Origin of the sequence: Streptomyces sp. CAU 1734 (genome assembly GCF_039888735.1) — a bacterium.
GTDB lineage: Bacteria > Actinomycetota > Actinomycetes > Streptomycetales > Streptomycetaceae > Streptomyces.
Map to the genome: position 1 here is coordinate 93,411 of NZ_JBDQQP010000004.1, position 19,682 is coordinate 113,092.

15 protein-coding genes are annotated in these 19,682 nt (G+C 71.9%); 4 read left to right on the top strand and 11 right to left on the bottom strand.

Annotated features, from left to right (window positions below):
* Positions 1-13 precede the first annotated feature (13 nt).
* Entirely contained in the window at positions 14-253 is a 240-nt protein-coding gene (locus tag AAFN69_RS08765) for a hypothetical protein (protein WP_347727775.1), read from the bottom strand.
* 1,073 nt (positions 254-1,326) lie between these two features.
* Here AAFN69_RS08765 and AAFN69_RS08770 point away from each other — a divergent pair.
* Complete coding sequence (locus AAFN69_RS08770) at positions 1,327-2,118, top strand: class I SAM-dependent methyltransferase family protein (RefSeq protein ID WP_347727776.1); 792 nt, start codon at positions 1,327-1,329, stop codon at positions 2,116-2,118.
* Here AAFN69_RS08770 and AAFN69_RS08775 read toward each other — a convergent pair.
* Together AAFN69_RS08775 and AAFN69_RS08780 are read right to left on the bottom strand one after the other, a co-directional pair.
* Positions 2,099-2,569: an anthrone oxygenase family protein gene (locus tag AAFN69_RS08775; protein ID WP_347727777.1), complete on the bottom strand. Its 471-nt coding sequence runs from the start codon at positions 2,567-2,569 to the stop codon at positions 2,099-2,101. The genes AAFN69_RS08770 and AAFN69_RS08775 overlap by 20 nt on opposite strands.
* Before the next feature lie 435 nt (positions 2,570-3,004).
* Entirely contained in the window at positions 3,005-4,627 is a 1,623-nt protein-coding gene (locus AAFN69_RS08780) for a von Willebrand factor type A domain-containing protein (protein ID WP_347727778.1), read from the bottom strand.
* A 438-nt stretch (positions 4,628-5,065) separates the two neighbouring features.
* Between AAFN69_RS08780 and AAFN69_RS08785 the strand changes: the two genes are divergently transcribed.
* Complete coding sequence (locus AAFN69_RS08785; RefSeq protein WP_347727779.1) at positions 5,066-5,770, top strand: DNA-binding response regulator; 705 nt, start codon at positions 5,066-5,068, stop codon at positions 5,768-5,770.
* Between the two features lie 129 nt (positions 5,771-5,899).
* On the opposite strand, the gene AAFN69_RS08790 is transcribed toward AAFN69_RS08785, so the two are convergent.
* Complete coding sequence (locus AAFN69_RS08790; RefSeq protein ID WP_347727780.1) at positions 5,900-6,766, bottom strand: ABC transporter permease; 867 nt, start codon at positions 6,764-6,766, stop codon at positions 5,900-5,902.
* Positions 6,763-9,561 carry an alpha/beta fold hydrolase gene (locus AAFN69_RS08795; protein WP_347727781.1) on the bottom strand — a complete coding sequence of 933 codons (2,799 nt, stop codon included), beginning with the start codon at positions 9,559-9,561 and terminating at the stop codon, positions 6,763-6,765. Before AAFN69_RS08795 ends, AAFN69_RS08790 begins: the two co-directional genes overlap by 4 nt.
* Positions 9,562-10,087: 526 nt before the next feature.
* Here AAFN69_RS08795 and AAFN69_RS08800 point away from each other — a divergent pair.
* Positions 10,088-11,290, top strand: coding sequence for a S8 family serine peptidase (locus tag AAFN69_RS08800; RefSeq protein WP_347727782.1), 1,203 nt, complete (start codon positions 10,088-10,090; stop codon positions 11,288-11,290).
* 57 nt (positions 11,291-11,347) lie between these two features.
* Here the strand turns inward: AAFN69_RS08800 and AAFN69_RS08805 are convergent, their stop codons facing one another.
* From AAFN69_RS08805 to iolC, 6 genes are all read right to left on the bottom strand, one after another.
* Positions 11,348-12,019 carry a DUF4291 domain-containing protein gene (locus AAFN69_RS08805; RefSeq protein WP_347727783.1) on the bottom strand — a complete coding sequence of 224 codons (672 nt, stop codon included), beginning with the start codon at positions 12,017-12,019 and terminating at the stop codon, positions 11,348-11,350.
* 74 nt (positions 12,020-12,093) lie between these two features.
* Positions 12,094-13,599, bottom strand: a complete 1,506-nt coding sequence (locus AAFN69_RS08810) for a CoA-acylating methylmalonate-semialdehyde dehydrogenase (RefSeq protein ID WP_347727784.1) — start codon at positions 13,597-13,599, stop codon at positions 12,094-12,096.
* Between the two features lie 177 nt (positions 13,600-13,776).
* The gene (gene iolD, locus AAFN69_RS08815) at positions 13,777-15,663 is read right to left on the bottom strand and encodes a 3D-(3,5/4)-trihydroxycyclohexane-1,2-dione acylhydrolase (decyclizing) (protein ID WP_347727785.1); all 1,887 of its coding nucleotides are present in this window, start codon (positions 15,661-15,663) and stop codon (positions 13,777-13,779) included.
* The gene (gene iolB / locus AAFN69_RS08820; protein ID WP_347727786.1) at positions 15,660-16,610 is read right to left on the bottom strand and encodes a 5-deoxy-glucuronate isomerase; all 951 of its coding nucleotides are present in this window, start codon (positions 16,608-16,610) and stop codon (positions 15,660-15,662) included. The genes iolD and iolB overlap by 4 nt, the downstream gene beginning before the upstream one ends.
* Positions 16,611-16,619: 9 nt before the next feature.
* Complete coding sequence (locus AAFN69_RS08825) at positions 16,620-17,510, bottom strand: deoxyribose-phosphate aldolase (protein ID WP_347727787.1); 891 nt, start codon at positions 17,508-17,510, stop codon at positions 16,620-16,622.
* The gene (gene iolC, locus AAFN69_RS08830) at positions 17,507-18,622 is read right to left on the bottom strand and encodes a 5-dehydro-2-deoxygluconokinase (RefSeq protein WP_347727788.1); all 1,116 of its coding nucleotides are present in this window, start codon (positions 18,620-18,622) and stop codon (positions 17,507-17,509) included. Before iolC ends, AAFN69_RS08825 begins: the two co-directional genes overlap by 4 nt.
* 128 nt (positions 18,623-18,750) lie before the next feature.
* Between iolC and AAFN69_RS08835 the strand changes: the two genes are divergently transcribed.
* Positions 18,751-19,662 (top strand): sugar phosphate isomerase/epimerase, encoded by a 912-nt coding sequence (locus AAFN69_RS08835; RefSeq protein WP_347727789.1) that lies wholly within the window; start codon positions 18,751-18,753, stop codon positions 19,660-19,662.
* Positions 19,663-19,682: the final 20 nt, after the last annotated feature.

Consider the following 19,682-nt stretch of genomic DNA (forward strand, 5'->3'; position numbering starts at 1 on the left):
TGACGTCTCACGATCAGTCGTCCTCACTGCTGTCTTCGCGGTCTCCGTCCTCTCCGTCTCCTCCGTCCTCGCCGCCCTCCCCTGGATCTCCGCTTCCGCCGCTTCCGCCGCTCCCGCCGCTCCCGCCGTCGGGGCGCAGCCCGCTGCCGCCCCCTCCGCCGTCCTCGTCCCACTCCTCGTCCTCGTCCTCGTCCTCGAACTCGGGCACGGCGTTGTCGCCGTCCCAGCTGTACGGCGGCTTGATGGTGCGCACCGGGCTGCCGCCGTCCCGCGGGGACGGTGACGGACGAGCGGAAGCGGAATCCCTTCCGGAGGCGGCGGAGGACGGCGAGGCAGCCCTGGTCAGCGAGACGCTCGGCACCGGAGAAGCGGACGGCACCGCCGGGGCCATCGGGGAGGGCGAAACGGGTCGCGCGGTCGCCGCGGGCATCGTTCCGCCGTGGGGGCGCACCATAATCGGTGGCCCGATATCGAGCGGCCCCGGACCCTCCGCCCACACCCGGCCGGCCATCAATCCGGCCCCCGCCATGGCGCATACGAGGGTGATAACAATATTGGCTCTCCTAAGCGTCATGCGGAGAGTGTCCTTCCTGATTCCCCCAGATGAATGAAAGAGGAGAGGATTCTCATTTCCCGGGTGATCAGGGCGTGCATCTGCACGTTCGCCGAGGAAGGGCACCTTCGGACTTGCCCTCCCGAGGTCGCCCTCCGGGGTGAGTCGGGCCGATTCGCCGATGAGTACGGAGAGTTGACCGTCAATGACCGACCATCGCGGCGGGCGGCACTCGGCGGAGTTGCGCGATTGCGGACAGCATTCGAAGCGGGGCGTTCTGCGTTGAATTGCGGGGTACTTTCAACGAGCGGGAGACAAAGAATGAACAGATCGGACAACGCCTCTTTGACGGAATGGAATACACCCGGTGACGCCCGGAAAGGCCGCGGGGCGCGGACGCCGGGCCGGGCCGCCGGCGGAACGCTGGTTCCAGTAATACGGAACCTCAGATTCCGTTGATGAGGAATCACCGGACCGCCGAAGGTGCGGGAGTAGGAAGAGGGTTCTCGGGGAAGAGGGGTACGGGCGCGGGGCGCGGGGGATGCGGTGCGCGCGAGGTCCGCGGAGGTGCGGGGGCGGGCGGGGGCACGGGATGCGGGGGCGTGGCGGGGGGTTGATGCGGGGATGCGGCGTGGGGGCGGGCCGGGGGGGAGGGAGGCGGGCCGGGGACGCGGGGGATGGTCCGGCGTACTCAGACCCCGGGCCGGCACTCAGTACGGAACCGAGTATCCGGGCGGATGCCCTTCCCGGAGCGCCGGCCCGACGCTGATCCCATGATCAAGGGACTGAAGAACGCGCGCTGGGCGGCCATGCGACTCCTCCTCGGTACGGCCGGCCGGCTCAGCCGTGGCGTCAGGATCGGCTACCGCCACGGCTTCGACAGCGGGTCGATGCTCGACTACGTCTATGTCGACAAGGCCCATGGCTCCCTCGTGGTGGGGCGGCTGATCGACCGGGTGTATCTCAACGCGATCGGCTGGCGCGCCATCCGCGCCCGCCGCGAACTCCTCAAGGATGTCCTGCGCGAGAGGATCGCCGAACAGCACGGCGAGGTGTTCATCCTGGACGTGGCGTCCGGGCCGGGACGCTACCTCCAGGATCTGGCCGAGGAGTACGGACCGGGGAGCATCCGCGTCGAATGCCGCGATCTGGACCGGGCCGGGCTCGCACAGGGGGAGGGCCGGGCGCGGGAACGCGGGCTGACCAACATCTCCTACGCGCACGGCGACGCCCTGAACCCGCCGCCCTGCGAGCGGGCGCCGGATGTGATCGTGGTGTCGGGGCTCTATGAACTGCTGCTGGACGACTCCGCCATAGCCGCTTCCGTCGAGCGGCTGCGCGGGATGCTGGCACCGGGCGGCGTCCTGGTCTTCACCACCCAGACCCGCCACCCGCAGCTGGAGTTCATCGCCCGGGTACTGCCGAACCGGGAGGGCAATCTCTGGGTGATGAAGTGCCGTCCGGTCGAGCAGGCAGAGAAGTGGGCGGTGGACGCCGGGTTCACCGGGGTCACCAGCGCGCGGGAGTCGGTGGGGCTCTTCACCGTCACGACAGCGCGGCGCTGACCAGCAGCGCGAAGGCCGCGATCGTGAAGAGCGTCCGGATCAGATGAAGCCGGTTCCAGCGCGGCTCGAAGGCGGTACGGGCCTCGTGGTCCGAGATCTCGCCGGACTTCTCGCTCGCCGCGAGCGCGTTGTTCAGCGGCACATTGCCGGCGACGGTGATGAGGTGGTTGACCACCGCGCAGACCAGTCCGGCGATGATCAACCACAGCTGGGTGCCGCTCCTGCCCTCGACGGGGACCACGAGGGCCACCGCCGGGAAGACCACGATCGCGAAGAAGGTCAGCAGGAACAGGGGCCGGGGGACCACCTCGTTGATCCGGCGCATGGCGGCGGCGAACTGTTCATCGGTGAGCCGGGCGAGAGCCGGCATGATCCCGGTCCGGAAGGTGAGCATGAAGCCCGCGTAGAGACCGTTCGAGATGATCGCGAGTGCAAGCAGAGCGGTGGCCATGGCGCACATCATGGCCGCTGCACGCCCCCGGCGCAGTCACCCGGGCCACTTGCGCCCGCCCTGCCCCACCGAGGCTCCCGCCCCGGCCCGGCCTGCCACACTCCCCCGGCCGTACTCCTTTCTCCGTACTCCCTTCGCCGCAGTCCCCCGGCACCGCTCGGCCGCCCGTCCGCCGCCCGTCGGCCGCGCTCCCGGGCCTCGCCCGTTCTGCCCGCCCTGCCTGTTCTGCCCCGGCCTGCCCGTCGGACGCCCACGGTCTGGCACCTCGCCGGTCTGGCACCCCGCCGGCCTTGGACTTCCGCCGGCCCGGCGCCCTCGCCGAGTGTGCCCACGGCGGGCGGCGAGCGGCGAGCGGCGGGCGGCGGGCGGCGGGCGGCGGGCGGCGGGCGGCGGGCGGCGGGCGGCGGGCGGCGGGCGGCGGGCGGCGAGTGAGCGTTACCGCAGCTTCCGGGCCCGGTTGATGGATTCGGCCAGCTCCTCCACCTCGTGGTCCTCCGTGCTCCGTGCCAGCTCTGCGGTGCGTTCGGCCAGTTCCCGCAGGCCCGGCGCGGCCGGCAGCCGTCCGTCGCGCAGATGCTCGGCGAAGTACGCGGCGGCGGCCGTGACCTGAAAGCGCTGGGAGGCACTTCCCCAGAGCGGGCCGTCCGTCCCCCGGGTGTCGATGGAACCCGATGTCTCGCGCGGGGTCCGGGTCGCCGGGTCGAGCCAGCGGACGGTCGCCGTGGCCACGGGTCCGCTCGCTCCGTGCCTGAGCCGGACGGCATAGAGCGCGGTCACGGTGTGGCCGGGGCCGACCTCACCGCCGTCCACCCGGTCATCGCGGAAGTCCTCGTCCGCCACCTCCCTGTTCTCGTATCCGACGAGCCTGAACTGGTGCACATTCTCCCGGTCGAAGACCACCTGGGCCTTGGCGTCCCGTGCCCGGAGCTCGACATGAGCCGGCAGCTCGTACCGGAAGACCTTCCGCGCCTCCTCACTGGTGGACACATAGGTGGTGTGTCCGTCCCCGCTGTCCGCGAGCCGCTCCATCAGGGCGTCGCCGTACTCACTGCCGACGCCGACTCCGAAGAGCGTGATCCCGTGCTCCCGCCGGGCGTCGTCGATCCGGGCGAGGATCTCGTCCGCCTCGGTCTCCCCCGTGTTGGCCAGGGCGTCGGAGAGCAGGACCACCCGGTTGGTGGCGCCCGGCCGCCGGCCCTCCTCGGCCACCCGGTAGCCGGTCCGCACCCCCGCCTCGACATTGGTGGAGTCGGCCGGCTCCAGCGCCTCCACCACCTTGCGAATGCGGTCCCGGTTGCCGTCGAGCCGGGTCATCGGGAGCCGGGTCTGCGCCCTGCCGCTGAAGGTGACCAGAGCGATGGAGTCGTCGTCGCGCAGCTCTTCGGTGAGAACCCCCAGCGACTCCTGAACCAGATCGAGCCTGCCCGGCTCGGCCATGGAACCGGAGGTGTCGATGACGAAGGTGAGGGCGGCGGGCGGCCGTTCGCCCGTGCGGGTGGTGGGGCGGGTGGCGAGACCCACCCTCACCAGCGACCAGTCACCGCCCGACTCCTCCTGTGCTCCGGCCTCGCCCCGGATCTCACCTTCGGCACCCCGGGGGCGGGCACCGTCGACGGTCACGGAGAAGCCGTTGCCCTCGGGCCTCGGGTAGTCCTGCCGGAAGCTGTTGATGAACTCCTCCGGCCTGATGTCGGCCGGATCCGGTTTCCTCCCTTCCTCCAGTGTGCGCCGGGCATAGCCGTATGAGGCCGTGTCCACATCGAGAGCGAATGTCGAGACGAAGTCGGGGAACAGCCGCTTGCCCGCGTGGTCGTCCCCGTCCGGGGTGTCGTCGGTGCTGTCCGTGCCGTCCGTGCGCTCCCGGACGGTGTCCCCCTCCGCGCCCTCCGGCGGCGCCTGCGCGCCCCGGCCCCAAGAGTCCGCGGCGGGTGCGCGGCCCCGGTCGCCGCCGCCACCGGGCCCCTCGGATGTTCTGTGAGCCGAACTGTCCCCGCTTCCGCCGCCCCCGCCGCAGCCGGCCGTCAGCACGAGCCCTCCGGCGAGGAGCACGGCCGTCATTACCCGGTATCTCCCGGAGCGGGCACGCGCCCCCGCTCCGGCGCGCGTCGTTGTACGGAGCATCATCCGGACCCCCTTGGATCGTCGGCACTTGTGGATGTGACGTACGACCCGGCGCCGGGGACCGGACGGGGAGATTGCGGAAGGGTCTCAATGCGGTGGCGGACCGCGCACCGGTCGCGGTGTGCGATGCGGACGGGCTGTTTCGTTCACTGTCATCTCCGCGCGTTTCACGGTCACTTCGGGCGTCTTCGGGCCACGAGGCCCTCGCACAGCAAGAGTTACCCGGAATCCCGGCGAATGGGCCCGGATGGCAAGGACTCGCCACTCCCCTCAACAGCCCTTGTCGCGATGTGCTGTCGTGTGCGTACATGGAGTACGCGGGCCGGTCCGGGGGGACGGGCTGTGGCGGGTATGGATTGCGGGGGATGATGCGCCATGTCTGTGGCGGTGGTGCCGGGCAGTGTGCTCGGCGGGGAGGCATTGAGGTCTGTCCTGCGGGAGACGCCGGGGCAGCCTGTGCGGGGAGACGCGCACATCAGAGCGGCTCTCACCGGCCTGGTGCGGTCGGCGGGCCGGGAGCTGCTCAGTTTCGACGACCCGGTAGGCGCGCTGGGACGGGGCGTTCCCGAGCACTTTCTGAGATTCGCGGACGCGTGTGTCCGCACGGCGGCCGACCGGACCGCCACGATCCGGCGGATCACGCCCCGGGAGGGGCTGGCTCATGTCCGGGAGCCCTGGCACTGCCCGGGTGACGCCCGGGTCGCGGACTCCATCCCGTTCAAGATAATCGTCGCCGACCGCTCGGTCGCCGCCGTTCCGCTCGACCTCGACCTGCACTACAACGGTGTGCTGCTGATCAGGGATCCCGTGGTCGTCCAGGCTCTGGTGCGCGTCCACAGCAGCTGGTGGGAGATGGGTGACGAACCGGGGCAGCGCACCCCGGCGGGAAAGGCTCCCGGCCATCTCCGGCCCGTGCTCCAGGCGATAATGGCGGGCCTCACCGACGAGGCCGCCGCCACCAGGCTCGGTATGTCCGCACGGACATACAGCCGCCGGGTGGGTGAGCTGATGTCCGTTCTCGGCACCGCGAGCCGCTTCCGGGCGGGAGCGGAAGCGGCTCGTCGGGGGTGGATCCAGTGACGGATCCCTCTCCGGCGCCGGCCCCGGGGTGAATCCGGAGCCTGCCCGGAAGTGGATCCTCCCAAGGGCCGCCGGACCGGGGCGCGCCCCGATTGCCGGGGCAGTGCGGGCGCAGGCGGCCCCCGGGTGTCAGGACACGATGTCCTTCCGGGAGAAGTTCCGGAAGGCGAGCGCGAACAGCACCAGGGCATAGGCGACCGAGACCGAGGCGCCCTTGGCCATGCCGCTCCACTCCAGTTGCGGCTGGAGTGCGTCGATCCAGGCGAACTGCCAGTGCGCGGGCAGCACCTCGCGCCAGGTGCCGAGCGCGGTCACCGCGTCCAGCACATTTCCGACGATCGCCAGTCCGACGGCTCCGCCCACCGCGCCCAGCGGGGCATCGGTCTTGGTGGAGAGCCAGAAGGCCAGTCCGGCCGTGACCAGTTGGGAGAGGAAGATGAAGACAACCGCGATCGTCAGCCGTGACAGGGTCTCGCCGGCGGCGAGGGAGCCACCGGTGGGGAGCTTCAGCGGCCCCCATCCGTAGGCGATCGAGCCGGCCGCCAGGGCGATCAGCGGCAGCAGCACCATCGCCGCCGCGCTGAAGCCGAGCGCCACCGCCAGCTTGGACCAGAGCAGCCTGGTCCGGGGTACGGGGGCGGCCAGCAGATAGCGCAGCGAGGACCAGTTGGCCTCGGAGGCCACCGTGTCGCCGTGGAACAGCGCCACCGGCACCACCAGGAGGAAGCCCGCCGAGACGAAGAGGCAGGTCGCGGCGAAGTTGACGCCCGAAGCGGTCGCCACATCCATCAGGTTGATCCGGTTGTTGCGCTCGGCGCCCTCGCCGCCGGGGGTGCCGCCGATCGCGAAGGCGATGATCAGGATCAGGGGCAGCGCGCCCAGGATCCCGGCCATCACCATGGTCCGCCGGCGCTTCAGCTGCCGTACCGCCTCGACGCGCAGCGGCAGGGTGTGCCGGGCGCGGTAGCCGGGGGCCGATTCGGTCAGCGTGCTCATGCGGAGCCTCCGATCAGGGTGAGGAAGGCGTCTTCGAGACGGCGGTGCGGGCCGACGCCGGTCAGCGGCACGTCCAGCCGGACGAGTTCGCTGATCATGGTGGTCGCGGTCGCTCCGTCGAGCCGGATGAGCAGGCCCTCGTCCACCCGTACCGCGGATCCGATGCCCGGCAGGGCACCGATCTTCTCGACCAGGGGGTCGGAGATGTCGGCGGAGGTGGTGACCAGCAGGGTGTCGGTCCCGCCGGTGATCTCGGCCACCGGGCCCGCCTGCACCAGCCGGCCCCGGTCCATCACCACCAGATGGGTACACGACTGTTCGACCTCGGAGAGGAGGTGACTGGAGACGATGACGGTACGGCCGCCGGCCGCATAGCGGATCATGACGTCCCGCATTTCGCGGATCTGCGGCGGGTCGAGCCCGTTCGTCGGCTCGTCGAGGATCAGCAGATCCGGCATTCCGAGCATGGCCTGGGCGATGGCGAGCCGCTGTCGCATGCCCTGGGAGTAGGTGCGGACGGCGCGGGCGAGCGCGTCGCCGAGCCCGGCGATCTCCAGGGCCTCCGCGATATGGGCGTCCTCGGCGGGGCGTCCGGTGGCCTGCCAGTACAGGTCCAGGTTCTCCCGGCCCGTCAGGTGCGGCAGGAATCCGGCGCCCTCGACGAAGGCGCCGACCCGGGAGAGCACGGGCGCGCCCGGCCTGATGGCATGCCCGAAGACCCGGATCTCACCCTCGTCGGGGCGGATCAGCCCCATCAGCATGCGCAGGGTGGTGGTCTTGCCCGCACCGTTGGGGCCGAGAAGACCGAGTACCTGCCCCTGTTCCACCCGGAAGGAGAGCTGCTGGACCGCATAGCGATCGGAGGACTTGGCGTACCGCTTGGTGAGATCGGTGATCTCCAGCGGGACCTCGGCGAGTGCCGGGTCGGGGGCCGGGGCGATGGCCCTCCGGCGGGCGGTGAAGAGGAGGGCGGCGGCGATGAGCGCGCCCGCTGCCGGAAGGCCCCAGGTCCACCAGGGCAGCCCGGCCGCCTGGGTCTTCACCGAGGGCGCGGTGGGGACCGCCAGCTCTCCGCCGCCGGCGAGGGCGACGGTGTAGCGGGCGGGCGCGGCCGGGGAGGCGTAGCCCAGGTCGGTCGGGGAGAGGACCAGCCGCAGCCGGTGTCCCGCATCGACCTCGTGGTCCACGGCGGGCAGGGTGAGGGAGACCTCCCGGCCCTGCTGGGCGCCGGTGACACGGATGGGTGCGACGAGCTGGGAGGGCAGCACCTGTCCGCGGCCGTCGGGGCCGACGTCGTAGACCTTGCCGAAGAGGACCGCCTCGCCGGTGGTGGAGGTGACCTTGACCCGGACCGCCGGTGAGCCGGTGATCCGCAGGGACTGTTCGAGGGGAGCGGATTCGAAACGGGCGTGCTGGCCGGGGAAGTCGAGTGACAGCCCCACACCGAGGGAGGAGAGACCGCCGAGGCCGCCGCTGAGGCCGGGGACGGCGGAGATGGCGGGCGGAGTGGCACCGGCGGGGTTGGAGAAGGTCTGCTCCCGGCCGGTGAGGGCGAACTTCCGGCTGTCCCCGCCGAGGCCGGGGTAGCGGTCGCCGGTCGCGCCGCGGAGTACGGCCCGGCCGTCGGTGGAGTCGACACCGCCGGTACGGCTGACGCGGAAGGCGGGCCCGGTGTCGGCACCCTTGTCCCGCTTGAGGTGGCGGTCGAACCAGGCGGTGACGCGCTCACCGACCCGGTCACTCTCGGGGTCGCCGCCGTCGTGGCCGCCGGCGATCCAGTCGACGGCGACGGGCGCGCCATTGGCACTGATCCGCTCGGCCATGGCATCGGCATGGGAGAGGGGGAAGAGCGAGTCCGACTGGCCCTGGAAGATCAGGGTGGGGACCTTGATGCGGTCGCCCACGGCGGAGGGGCTGAGACCGTCCAGCAGATTCCGGGCGGCGGCGTCGGGCTTTCCGGCCACGGCGACGCGTTCGTACATGGCGCAGAGCTCCGGCTGGAAGCGCCCGCAGCCGGCCGGGTTCACCGGTGCGCCGGGGGCGGGGCGGGGCGTCGTGACCGTACCCGGTGGCGTACCGGAGTCCTGTGCCGTGCCCGTACCGCTGCCGCCGCCGGGGGTGTCGGCCGGCGGTTCGGGGCGCGGGCGGGTGCCCGGGCCCGCCCCGGGTGCCGTGGTCGAGCCGGTGGAGAAGAAGATGCCCGTCCAGAGCTTCTTGAAGACGCCGTTGGGGAAGAGGGCGTCGGAGAGGTTCCAGTAGGTGATGGCGGGCGCGATCGCGTCGACCCGCTTGTCGTACCCGGCGGCGAGCAGCGAGACCGCCCCGCCGTAGGAGGAGCCGGCCACGCCGACACGCGGGTCGCCGTCGGAGTCCAGCAGCACCTCGGGACGTTCGGCCAGCCAGTCGATCAGGCGCGAGACGTCCTTGACCTCGAAGTCGGGATCATTGAGCCCGATCCGCCCGGTGGACTCACCGAAGCCCCGGGCCGACCAGGTCAGTACGGCATAGCCGGAGCGGGCGAGATCCTCGGCCCGGTCCCGTACGTCGTTCTTGTCACCGCCGAACCCGTGCGCGAGGAGAACAGCGGGCCGGCGCTCCTTGCCGTCACCCGCCGTGAACCAGGATGTGTCGATCTTCGCCCCGGGCATGTTCCGCACCCGGTCCTCGCGGTGCACGGTCGGGGCGCTGTCATCGGCTGCCGCGGTCCAGGTGCCCGCACCGGCGAGGACCACGAGGGCGGCTGCCCCGGCGAGCCATCGGCCGCGCGGGCGTACCCGGGGGATTCGGATCTGCATGGTGGAAACCCTACGGGGAGCGGGCCGGGCACTCGGCTGCCACCGGTCTGAACCGGGAGTCTCCCCGGGGAGTACGGGAGCGGACCGCAGTACACCAGACGCAGTAGGTGCCGGCGCCGGCCATGCGGAGGCCATCGGGACCGTCCGCCGGGACGCCCGGCGGACGGCACCAGCGCACGGCACCCGGCGGCACCCGGCACCATCCGGGGTCATTCGGGGTCACCCGCCGTCGTCCGCCGTCATCCGCCGTCATCCGGCGGAGGCCGACACCGGGCGGATCGCCGGGGCCACGCCCCCGGCCGGACGATCGGGCCGGTGGTCGGAGCCCCCGCGCACGGCCTCCCTCCACCGCTCCGGCCCAGGGGGCCGCGGCGGCGATTGTCCGCCATTCTTCGCGCCGGACCGCAGTACTCCGGTACCGCATCTTGTGTCATGTCACATGACAGGTGACCCTGTTCGGCACGTCCGCGCCTTCCCGCACCACGCACACCCGTACTTGTCCGTGATCCGGTCAACGAAAGGTCAGGTGCACGAGATGAGAATCACCACCCGCCGCACATGGGCCCTGCTCCCGGCAGTCGCTCTCGCGGCCGGCCTCCAGTTCGCCGTCTCCCCCGTCGCCCACGGCGCCACCGCGCCGGACGCACGGTCCGGCGATCTCCGTCTCGCCCCCTCCGCAACCGCCGTCCCCAACAGCTGGATCGTCGTCCTCAAGGACGGCTCCACGCGCGCCGCCGACCTCGGCGTCACACCGAAACACACCTATCGCTCCGCCCTGAGGGGCTTCTCCGCCACGATGCCGAGCGCCGCGGCCGCGAAACTGGCGGCGGACCCGCGCGTCCTCTACGTCGAGCAGGACACCGTCGTCCGGCTCAGCGCCACCCAGACAAACGCCACCTGGGGCATCGACCGCATCGACCAGCGGGACCTCCCCCTGTCCACGACCTACACCTACAACACCGGTGCCGCCGGGGTGAACGCGTACATCATCGACACCGGCATCCGCACCAGCCACTCCGAGTTCGGCGGGCGGGCGACCGTGGGCACCGACACGGTGGGCGGCGGCCAGAACGGACAAGATTGTCAGGGGCATGGCACCCATGTGGCCGGTACGGTCGGCGGGCGGACCTACGGGGTCGCCAAGAACGTCAATCTCATCGCCGTACGCGTCCTCAACTGTCAGGGCTCCGGCACCAACGCCGGTGTGATCGCCGGCGTCGACTGGGTGACCGCCAACGCCCGAAAGCCCGCGGTGGCGAACATGAGCCTCGGCGGCGGCGCCAACACCACCCTGGACAACGCGGTGAAGCGCTCCATCGCCTCCGGAGTCAGCTACGCCGTGGCCGCCGGCAACGGCAACATCTTCGGCCAGCCGCAGAACGCCTGCTCCTACTCCCCCGCCCGGGTCCCCGAGGCGATCACCGTCGGCGCCACCGACAGCGCGGACCGCCGGGCGTCGTTCTCCAACTTCGGCACCTGCCTCGACCTCTTCGCCCCCGGCGTGAGCGTCACCTCGGCCTGGCTGACCAATGACACCGCCACCAACACCATCTCCGGCACCTCGATGGCCGCCCCGCACACGGCGGGTGTCGCCGCGCTCCATCTGGCGTCGAACCCGGCCGCGAGCCCGGCGCAGGTGCGGGACGCGATCGTGAACGGCGCGACCAGCGGCAAGGTCACCGACCCCCGAACCGGTTCGCCGAACAAACTGCTGTACTCCCTCTTCTAGCACCGGCCCGCACGGACGACCCCGGGGCGCGGCCTGCGCCGCCCGCCCCGGGGTGTCTCACAGCCCGGGCGCCTCCGCGGCCGGATAGGGCCGCTCCTCGGGCAGCAGCCCGACCGCCTCTTCGGGACGCCCCGCCCGGACCAGCTCATGAACCCGGCGCGCCAGTGGTGTCACATCGCGGATGGAGACGGTCCACTCGTCCGCGTACCGCTCGGAAGCCTCCCCCGCCAGGCCCAGCTGGAGCGAGCGATACGGCAGCGCTTCATGCCGCAGCCCCCGCTCCGGATCCCACTGCACCCGGGCGGGCGCCTCGCGCAGCCGCCGCTTCCAGGCCGCGTGGTCGGGGTGGGCCGTGCGGTCGTAGTGGGAGAGACAGGAATGGCGCAGCGCCCAGTCGAAGCCCTCGCGAGTGATCTCGACGGCGAGTACGGTCTCCTGGTCCTGCTTCAGCCCCCAGCCGCAGCGGTACATCATCCACAGAAAGCTCGGCTTGATCCATGTCATCCGCCCCCGCTTCCATAGGGCGGGAAAGCGCCCGTCACGGGCGGCGGGAAGCCCGATCGCCGGTCTGTACGCCTGGTAGACCGTGATCGTGCTGTCGGTGTGGAGCGCGCGTATCCGGCGCAGGGGTTCCGGTGCGTCCGGGGTGCGGTCCGCCGTGTGCGGGACCGGATTCGGAGCGGGCCGGAGTGCCGCCCGTACCGGCGGATTCTGCCGAGATTCCTGCATACGCACCAGAATGCGGGCGACGGCGGGGGGCCTGCCACCGAAATAGCGGGCCCCCGGCCCGGAGCCGCCCCGGGTCAGTGGTTGCGCGGGAAGCCCAGGTCGACGCCCGCGTGCGGCTCGGAGGGGTCCGGCCAGCGGGTGGTGACGACCTTGCCGCGGGTGTAGAAGTGGACGCCGTCGTTGCCGTAGATGTGGTGGTCGCCGAAGAGCGAGTCCTTCCAGCCGCCGAAGGAGTGGTATCCGACGGGGACGGGGATCGGGACATTCACCCCGACCATGCCCGCCTGGACCTCCAGCTGGAAGCGGCGGGCCGCGCCGCCGTCCCGGGTGAAGATCGCGGTGCCGTTGCCGTACGGCGAGGCGTTGATCAGCGCCAGGGCCTCGTCATAGCTCTCGGCGCGCAGTACGCACAGGACCGGGCCGAAGATCTCGTCGCGGTAGGCGTCGGAGTCGGTGGAGACCCGGTCGAGCAGCGAGAGACCGATCCAGTGGCCGTCCTCGTGGCCCGGGACGGTGTGGCCGGTGCCGTCCAGGACGACCTCGGCTCCCTGGGCCGCCGCGCCGGTGACATAGGAGGCCACCCTGTCGCGGTGGGCCCGGGTGATCAGCGGGCCCATCTCGGAGGCGGGGTCGGTGCCGGGGCCGATGACGATCTTCTCGGCGCGCTCGCGGATCTTCTCCACCAGCTCATCGGCGATGGATTCGAGCGCGACCACGGCGGAGATCGCCATGCAGCGTTCGCCCGCCGAGCCGTACGCCGCCGAGACCGCCGCGTCGGCGGCGGCGTCCAGGTCCGCGTCGGGGAGGACCAGCATGTGGTTCTTGGCGCCGCCGAGTGCCTGGACGCGCTTGCCGTTGGCGGAGGCGGTGGTGTGGATGTGGCGGGCGATCGGGGTGGAACCGACGAAGGAGACCGCCGCGACATCGGGGTGGGCGAGGAGGGCGTCCACCGCGACCTTGTCGCCGTGCACCACATTCAGCACACCGTCCGGCAGCCCGGCCTCGGCGGCCAGTTCGGCGAGCAGATTCGCGGCCGACGGGTCCTTCTCGCTCGGCTTGAGGACGAAGGTGTTGCCGCAGGCGATGGCGAGCGGGAACATCCACATCGGCACCATCGCCGGGAAGTTGAACGGGGTGATGCCGGCGACGACGCCGAGCGGCTGCCGGATCGAGGAGACATCGACCCGGCCGGCCACCTCGGTGGAGAGCTCGCCCTTGAGCTGGGTGGTGATGCCGCAGGCCAGCTCGACGATCTCCAGACCCCGGGCGACCTCGCCGAGGGCGTCGGAGTGCACCTTGCCGTGCTCGGCGGTGATCAGCGCGGCGATCTCGTCACGGCGGGCGTCGAGCAGGGCGCGGTAGCGGAAGAGCACGGCGGTGCGGCGGGCGAGCGAGGAGGTGCCCCAGCCCGCCGCGTACGCCTCCTTCGCGGCGGCGACGGCGGCGCCGACCTCCTCGGCCGAGGCGAGCGCCACCCGGGTGGTGACGGCACCGGTCGCCGGATCGGTGACCGGGCCCCAGTTGCCGGAGGTGCCCTCGACGGTCCTGCCGGCGATCCAGTGGTTGACGGTCTTCGTCATGACGAAAGGCTCCTTCTCAGCTGCCGGTTGCGCGAGCTCTGCGGGTGCGCCGATCGGTTCGCGGGCGCCGATCGGCCGGTACGCGGGGTGCCGGCGGGTGCGTCGGCCGGTCCGGGACGCGGTCGGTCCCGGCCCGCGGCGGCCGGTGCGCCGCGCGGGCACCGGATGTCCGGTCCCTCACAGATGGCGGCGCCGGGCCGCGATCCGCCGCTCGTACTCCTCACGGGCGCCGACGGCGGACGCGCGGCTCGCGATCGCCGCCACGGGAACATCCCACCACGCCTGCGCCGGGGGCGCGCCCGACACAGTGTCTGCCGTTTCGGTCTCGATGTAGACACCTGTGGGGACCGTGGACGCCCGCGCCTCGGCGAGTGCTTCTCGCAGGTCACCCACGGTCTTGGCACGGATCACCCGGAGTCCGAGCGAGGCCGCGTTGGCGGCCAGGTCGACCGGGAGCGGGTCGCCGGTGTAGGTGCCGTCGGCGGCCCGGCGGCGGTAGGCGGTGCCGAAGCGCTCGGCGCCGACGGCCTCCGAGAGACCGCCGATGGAGGCGTATCCGTGGTTCTGGATGATCACCACCTTGATCGGGATGTCCTCCTGTACGGCGGTGACGATCTCGGTGGGGTTCATCAGATAGGTGCCGTCGCCGACGAGCGCCCAGACGGGGCGGCCGGGGGCGGCCATGGCGACCCCGATGGCGGCCGGGATCTCGTATCCCATGCAGGAGTAGCCGTATTCGACGTGGTACTGGTCGGCGGAGCGGGCACGCCAGAGTCTGTGCAGGTCGCCGGGGAGCGAGCCGGCCGCGTTGATCAGGATGTCGTCGCCGGTGACCAGGGCGTCGAGTGCGCCGAGGAGCTGGGTCTGGGTGGGGCGGGCCGCCGGGTCGCCGGCCAGGTACGCGGCGTCCACCCGGCTCTCCCAGCGGGCTTTGGCCGCGCCGTACTCCTCCCGGTACGCGGCCGGAACCCGGAAGTCCGCCGCTCCCGCGCCGAGCTCCGCCAGCACCTCGCGAGCGTCGCCGACCAGGCTGGTTCCGGCCATTTTGTGGGCGTCGAAGGAGGTGATGTTGATATTGACGAAGCGGACGTCGGGGTTCTGGAAGAGGGTGGCCGACGCGGTGGTGAAATCGGTCCATCGGGTGCCGGCGCCGATCACCAGATCGGCGGTGCGGGCGAGTTCATCGGCGGTGGCGGTGCCGGTGTGGCCGATGGCGCCGATGTCGGCGGGGTGGTCGTGGGGCAGCGAGCCCTTGCCCGCCTGGGTGGCGGCGACCGGGATCCCGGTGGCTTCGGCGAACTCTCGCAGCGCGCCCTCGGCCTCGCTGTGGCGGATGCCGCCGCCCGCGACGATCAGCGGGCGCCGGGCGGCGGCCAGGGCCTGCCGGGCAGCCGCGAGGGCGTCGGTGTCGGGCCGGGGGCGGGCCACCCGCCAGACACGCTCGGCGAAGAACTCCACCGGCCAGTCATACGCCTCGGCCTGCACGTCCTGCGGCAGCGCCAGGGTGACCGCGCCCGTCTCGGCGGGGTCGGCGAGGACCCGCATCGCCTGGAGCGCGGCCGGGATGAGCGCCTCGGGGCGGGTGACCCGGTCGAACCAGCGGGAGACCTGGCGCAGGGTGTCGTTGACCGACACATCACCGGCCCAGGGGAGTTCGAGCTGCTGGAGTACGGGGTCGGCGGGCCGGGTCGCGAAGACATCGCCGGGCAGCAGCAGTACGGGCAGCCGGTTGACCGTCGCCAGCGCGGCGCCGGTGACCAGATTGGTGGCGCCGGGGCCGATGGAGGTGGTGACGGCGTGGGCGGAGAGCCGGCGGGACTGCCGGGCGTATCCGACGGCCGCATGAACCATGGCCTGTTCATTGCGGCCCTGGTAGTACGGCATGGGGGTGCCGGGGCCGGTGCCGGATTCCACCAGCGCCTGGCCGATGCCCGCGACATTGCCGTGGCCGAAGATGCCCCAGGTGGCGGCGATCAGACGCCGGCGCCGGCCGTCTCGTTCGGTGTACTGGCGGGCGAGGAAGGCGACGAGCGCCTGGGCGACGGTCAGCCGGCGTGTGGTCATCGGTGGCCCTCCTCGGTGGCGGAGTCGGAGTCGGAGTGCGAGGGGGTCGCGTGGGCATCGGCCCCGTGGAACGGCAGCCGGGGGTCGACGGGCAGGTCCGGCCAGGTGTCGCGGATCCAGGCGTGGTCGGGGTGGTCGCGGATCAGCCACTCGCGGTCGCCGGGCCCGGCCATCACATTGAGGTAGTACATCGTCCGCCCCGGTGCGGCGACGGACGGGCCGTGCCAGCCGTCGGGGATGAGGACGGCGTCCCCGGTGCGCACCTCGGCGAGCACATCGGTGCCGCCCGGCCGGGACGGCGAGACCCGGTGGTAGCCGGGGCCGTCCCCGTCGATCTCGAAGTAGTAGATCTCCTCCAGCACGGATTCGGCGCCCGGGTGGTGCTCATCGTGTTTGTGGGGCGGATAGGAGGACCAGTTCCCGCCGGGGGTGAGCACTTCGACGGCGATCAGGCGGTCGCAGTCGAAGGTGTCGGCGGCGGCGAAGTTGTTCACCTGGCGCGAGCAGACGCCCGCGCCGCGCAGTTCGACCGGTACCTCCGGCGCGGGGCCGTAGCGAGCGGGGAGTCGTCGCTCGCACTTCGCTCCTGCCAGGGCGAAGCGGCCTCCCGCACCGGAGGCGATCTGTGCGCGGGTGTCACGCGGTAGATAGGCGAAGTCGGTGACTTCGCCGAATACGCTCTTCCTTCCCCGCAGTTCGAAGATTTCACCTTCCGTGCGAACTGTGCACCCCCCGCTCAAGGGCAGTACGAGCCATTCACTACCGCCGGTGTCCAGAACATGCGTTTCGCCCGGCTCCAGCTCCAGTACGCGCAGGGCGGAGTACCGCCAGCCCGCGTCCTCGGGGGCGATCCGGAGCGCGTACGGGCCGCGGGCGGCGCTGCCGGCCGGGAGATGGCGGCCGGTCCGGGCGGGCGGTGTCGTGGATGCTTCCTGTTCGGCGTTCATGCCCTCTCCCTACCCCTGGAGCAGACCGACGGCCGTGTCGACCGCGCCCGCGACATCGCCGTCGACCGGATAGAGCAGCGAACGGCCCACCACCAGCCCCCGCACGGTGGGAAGCCGCAGCGCGCCGCGCCACTTCTCGTACGCGCCGTGCTGATCGCCGCCGATCTCGCCGCCGAGGACGACCGCCGGGAGGGTGGAGGTCTCCATCACCCGCGCCATGTCGCCGGGATCCTCGGTGACCGGCACTTTCAGCCAGGTGTACGCGGAGGTCCCGGCCAGCCCGGAGGCGATGGCGATCGAACGGATGACGGCCTCGGCGCTGAGGTCATTGCGGACGATCCCCCCGACCCGATGGCAGATGAAGGGCTCGATGAAGACGGGCAGCCGCCGTTCGGCCATCTCGTCCACCGTGCGGGCGGTGGAGTGGAGGGTGTCGAGCGACCCGGCGTCCTGGTAGTCGATGCGCAGCAGCAGCTTGCCGGCGTCGAAGCCGAGACGGTGCAGATCCTGGGCGCGGTGGCCGGTGAAACGGTCGTCCAGCTCGAAGGAGGCGCCCGCGAGGCCGCCGCGGTTCATCGACCCGACGACGATCTTGTCGTCCAGCGCGCCGAGCAGCAGGAGGTCGTCGAGGATGTCGGCGGTGGCGAGCACGCCGTCGACGCCGGGCCGGGAGAGTGCCAGACAGAGCCGTTCGAGCAGATCGAGCCGGTTGGCCATGGCGAGGCCGCGCTCGCCGACGGCGAGGGAGCCGCGGGCCGGATGATCGGCGGCGATGATCATCAGCCGGCCGCTCGGACCGAGCAGCGCGGGGCGTCTGCGGCGGCGGAGCGCGGCCTCCGCCACGGCCTCCGGCCGGCGGCTGCGGATGGCGACGAGCTCGGCGATGTCGACGCGGCTCACCGCGGTTCCCCGGGGGAGGCGGGTGCGGCGGGAGTGCGCGGTACGGGGGCCGGCGGTGCGGCGCCGGGCAGGTCGGGCGAGGGCGGGGGTGTGGGGGACGGCGGGACCGGGCCGCCGGAGAGGACCTGTTCGACCTCGGAGGCGTACGGCATCGCCGTCGAACAGGCCAGCCTGGAGGCGACGATCGCCCCGGCGGCGTTGGCGTACCGCATGATCCGGCCGAGATCCCAGCCGGAGAGCAGACCGTGGCAGAGGGCGCCGCCGAAGGCGTCGCCGGCGCCGAGGCCGTTGACCACCTCGACCGGGACCGGCGGCACCTCGGCGCGGGTGCCGTCGCGGTGCAGGGCGAGTACGCCCTCGGGGCCCTGCTTGACCACGGCGAGCTCGACGCCGGTGGACAGCAGCGCGCGGGCGGCGGCCTCGGGCTCGCGTTCACCGGTGGCGATCTCGCACTCGTCGAGATTGCCGACGGCGACCGTGGCATGGGCGAGCGCCCGGCGGTAGTGGGGCCCGGCCTCGGCGGGGTCCCGCCAGAACATCGGCCGCCAGTCGAGATCGAGGACGGTGATCCGGGGCCCGGCGGCGCGGCTGTGGCTTCCCGGGGTGTCGGCGTCGGCGCGGGCGCGATGGGCGAGCGCGGCCAGGGTCGCCGTCCGGCTGGGCTCCGCGCACAGACCCGTGCCGGTCACCCAGAAAACCCGGGTGGCGCGGATCGCCGCGAGATCCAGCTCCCGCTCATGGATCTCCAGATCAGGGGCGGTCGGCTGCCGGTAGAAGTAGAGCGGGAAGTCGTCCGGCGGGAAGATCTCGCAGAAGGTGACCGGGGTGGGATACGCCGCCACCGGTGTGACCCAGCGGTCGTCCACCCCGAATCCGGCCAGCGCCTGGTGGAGATAGTCCCCGAAGGCATCCCGCCCGGTGCGGGTGATGAGGGCCGTACGGCGGCCGAGCCGGGCCGCGCCGACCGCGACATTCGCCGCCGAGCCGCCGAGGAACTTCCCGAATGTGTCGACCTGCGCCAGCGGCACCCCGATCCGCAGCGGATAGAGATCCACCCCGATCCGGCCCATGGTGATCACGTCGTACGGCGGCGGGTCGTACGCCTGAGTCATGCGCGTCCCTTCGGTTCGACGCCCGGCTCCCCAGGTCTAATGGTCGCCCTGGAACCCTGTCAACATTTTGTCCTGACATTCGGACGAAGCCTTGACACTCTTCCGGCGCGGCCGGAAAGCTCGGCGCCATGACCTCCTCCGTCCCCTCCCTGAACCGCATCCGGGTCGGCTCGGCCCCCGACTCCTGGGGGGTGTGGTTCCCCGACGACCCTCAGCAGGTGCCCTGGCGGCGCTTCCTCGACGAGGTCGCCGAAGCGGGGTACGAGTGGATCGAACTCGGCCCTCACGGCTACCTCCCCCGCGACCCGGCGGTACTCGTGGACGAGACCGCCCGGCGCGGCCTGAAGGTCTCGGCGGGAACGGTCTTCACCGGACTGCACCACGGCCCGGCCGTCTGGGAGAAGACCTGGTCGCATGTCTCGGAGATCGCGGAACTGACCCGGGCGACGGGGGCCGGGCATCTGGTCGTCATCCCGTCCTTCTGGCGGGACGACAGAACCGGCCGGGTGCTGGAGGAGAGCACGCTCACCCCCGGGCAGTGGCGCGATCTCGCCGCTCAGACCGAACGGCTGGGCCGTGAGGTGCGCGACCGGTACGGGCTGAAAATCGTGGTGCATCCGCATGCGGACACCCATGTCGACAGCGAGGAGAATGTCGCCCGCTTCCTCGACGCCACCGATCCGGAACTGGTCTCGCTCTGCCTGGACACCGGGCACTACGCCTACTGCGGCGGCGACAGCGTCAAACTGATCGAGACCTATGGCGAGCGGATCGGCTATCTCCATCTGAAGCAGGTCGACCCGGAGATCCTCGCCGGGGTGATCGCCGAGGAGGTGCCTTTCGGGCCGGCCGTCGGGCGCGGGGTGATGTGCGAGCCGCCGGCCGGCGTGCCCGCTCTGGAGCCCGTACTGGCCGCCGCCCAAGCGCTGGGAGTCGACCTTTTCGCCATCGTGGAGCAGGACATGTATCCCTGTCCGCCGGACAAACCCTTCCCCATCGCCCAGCGGACCCGCCGATTCCTGCGCTCTTGCGGGGCCTGAACACAACGCGCCACTTCTGT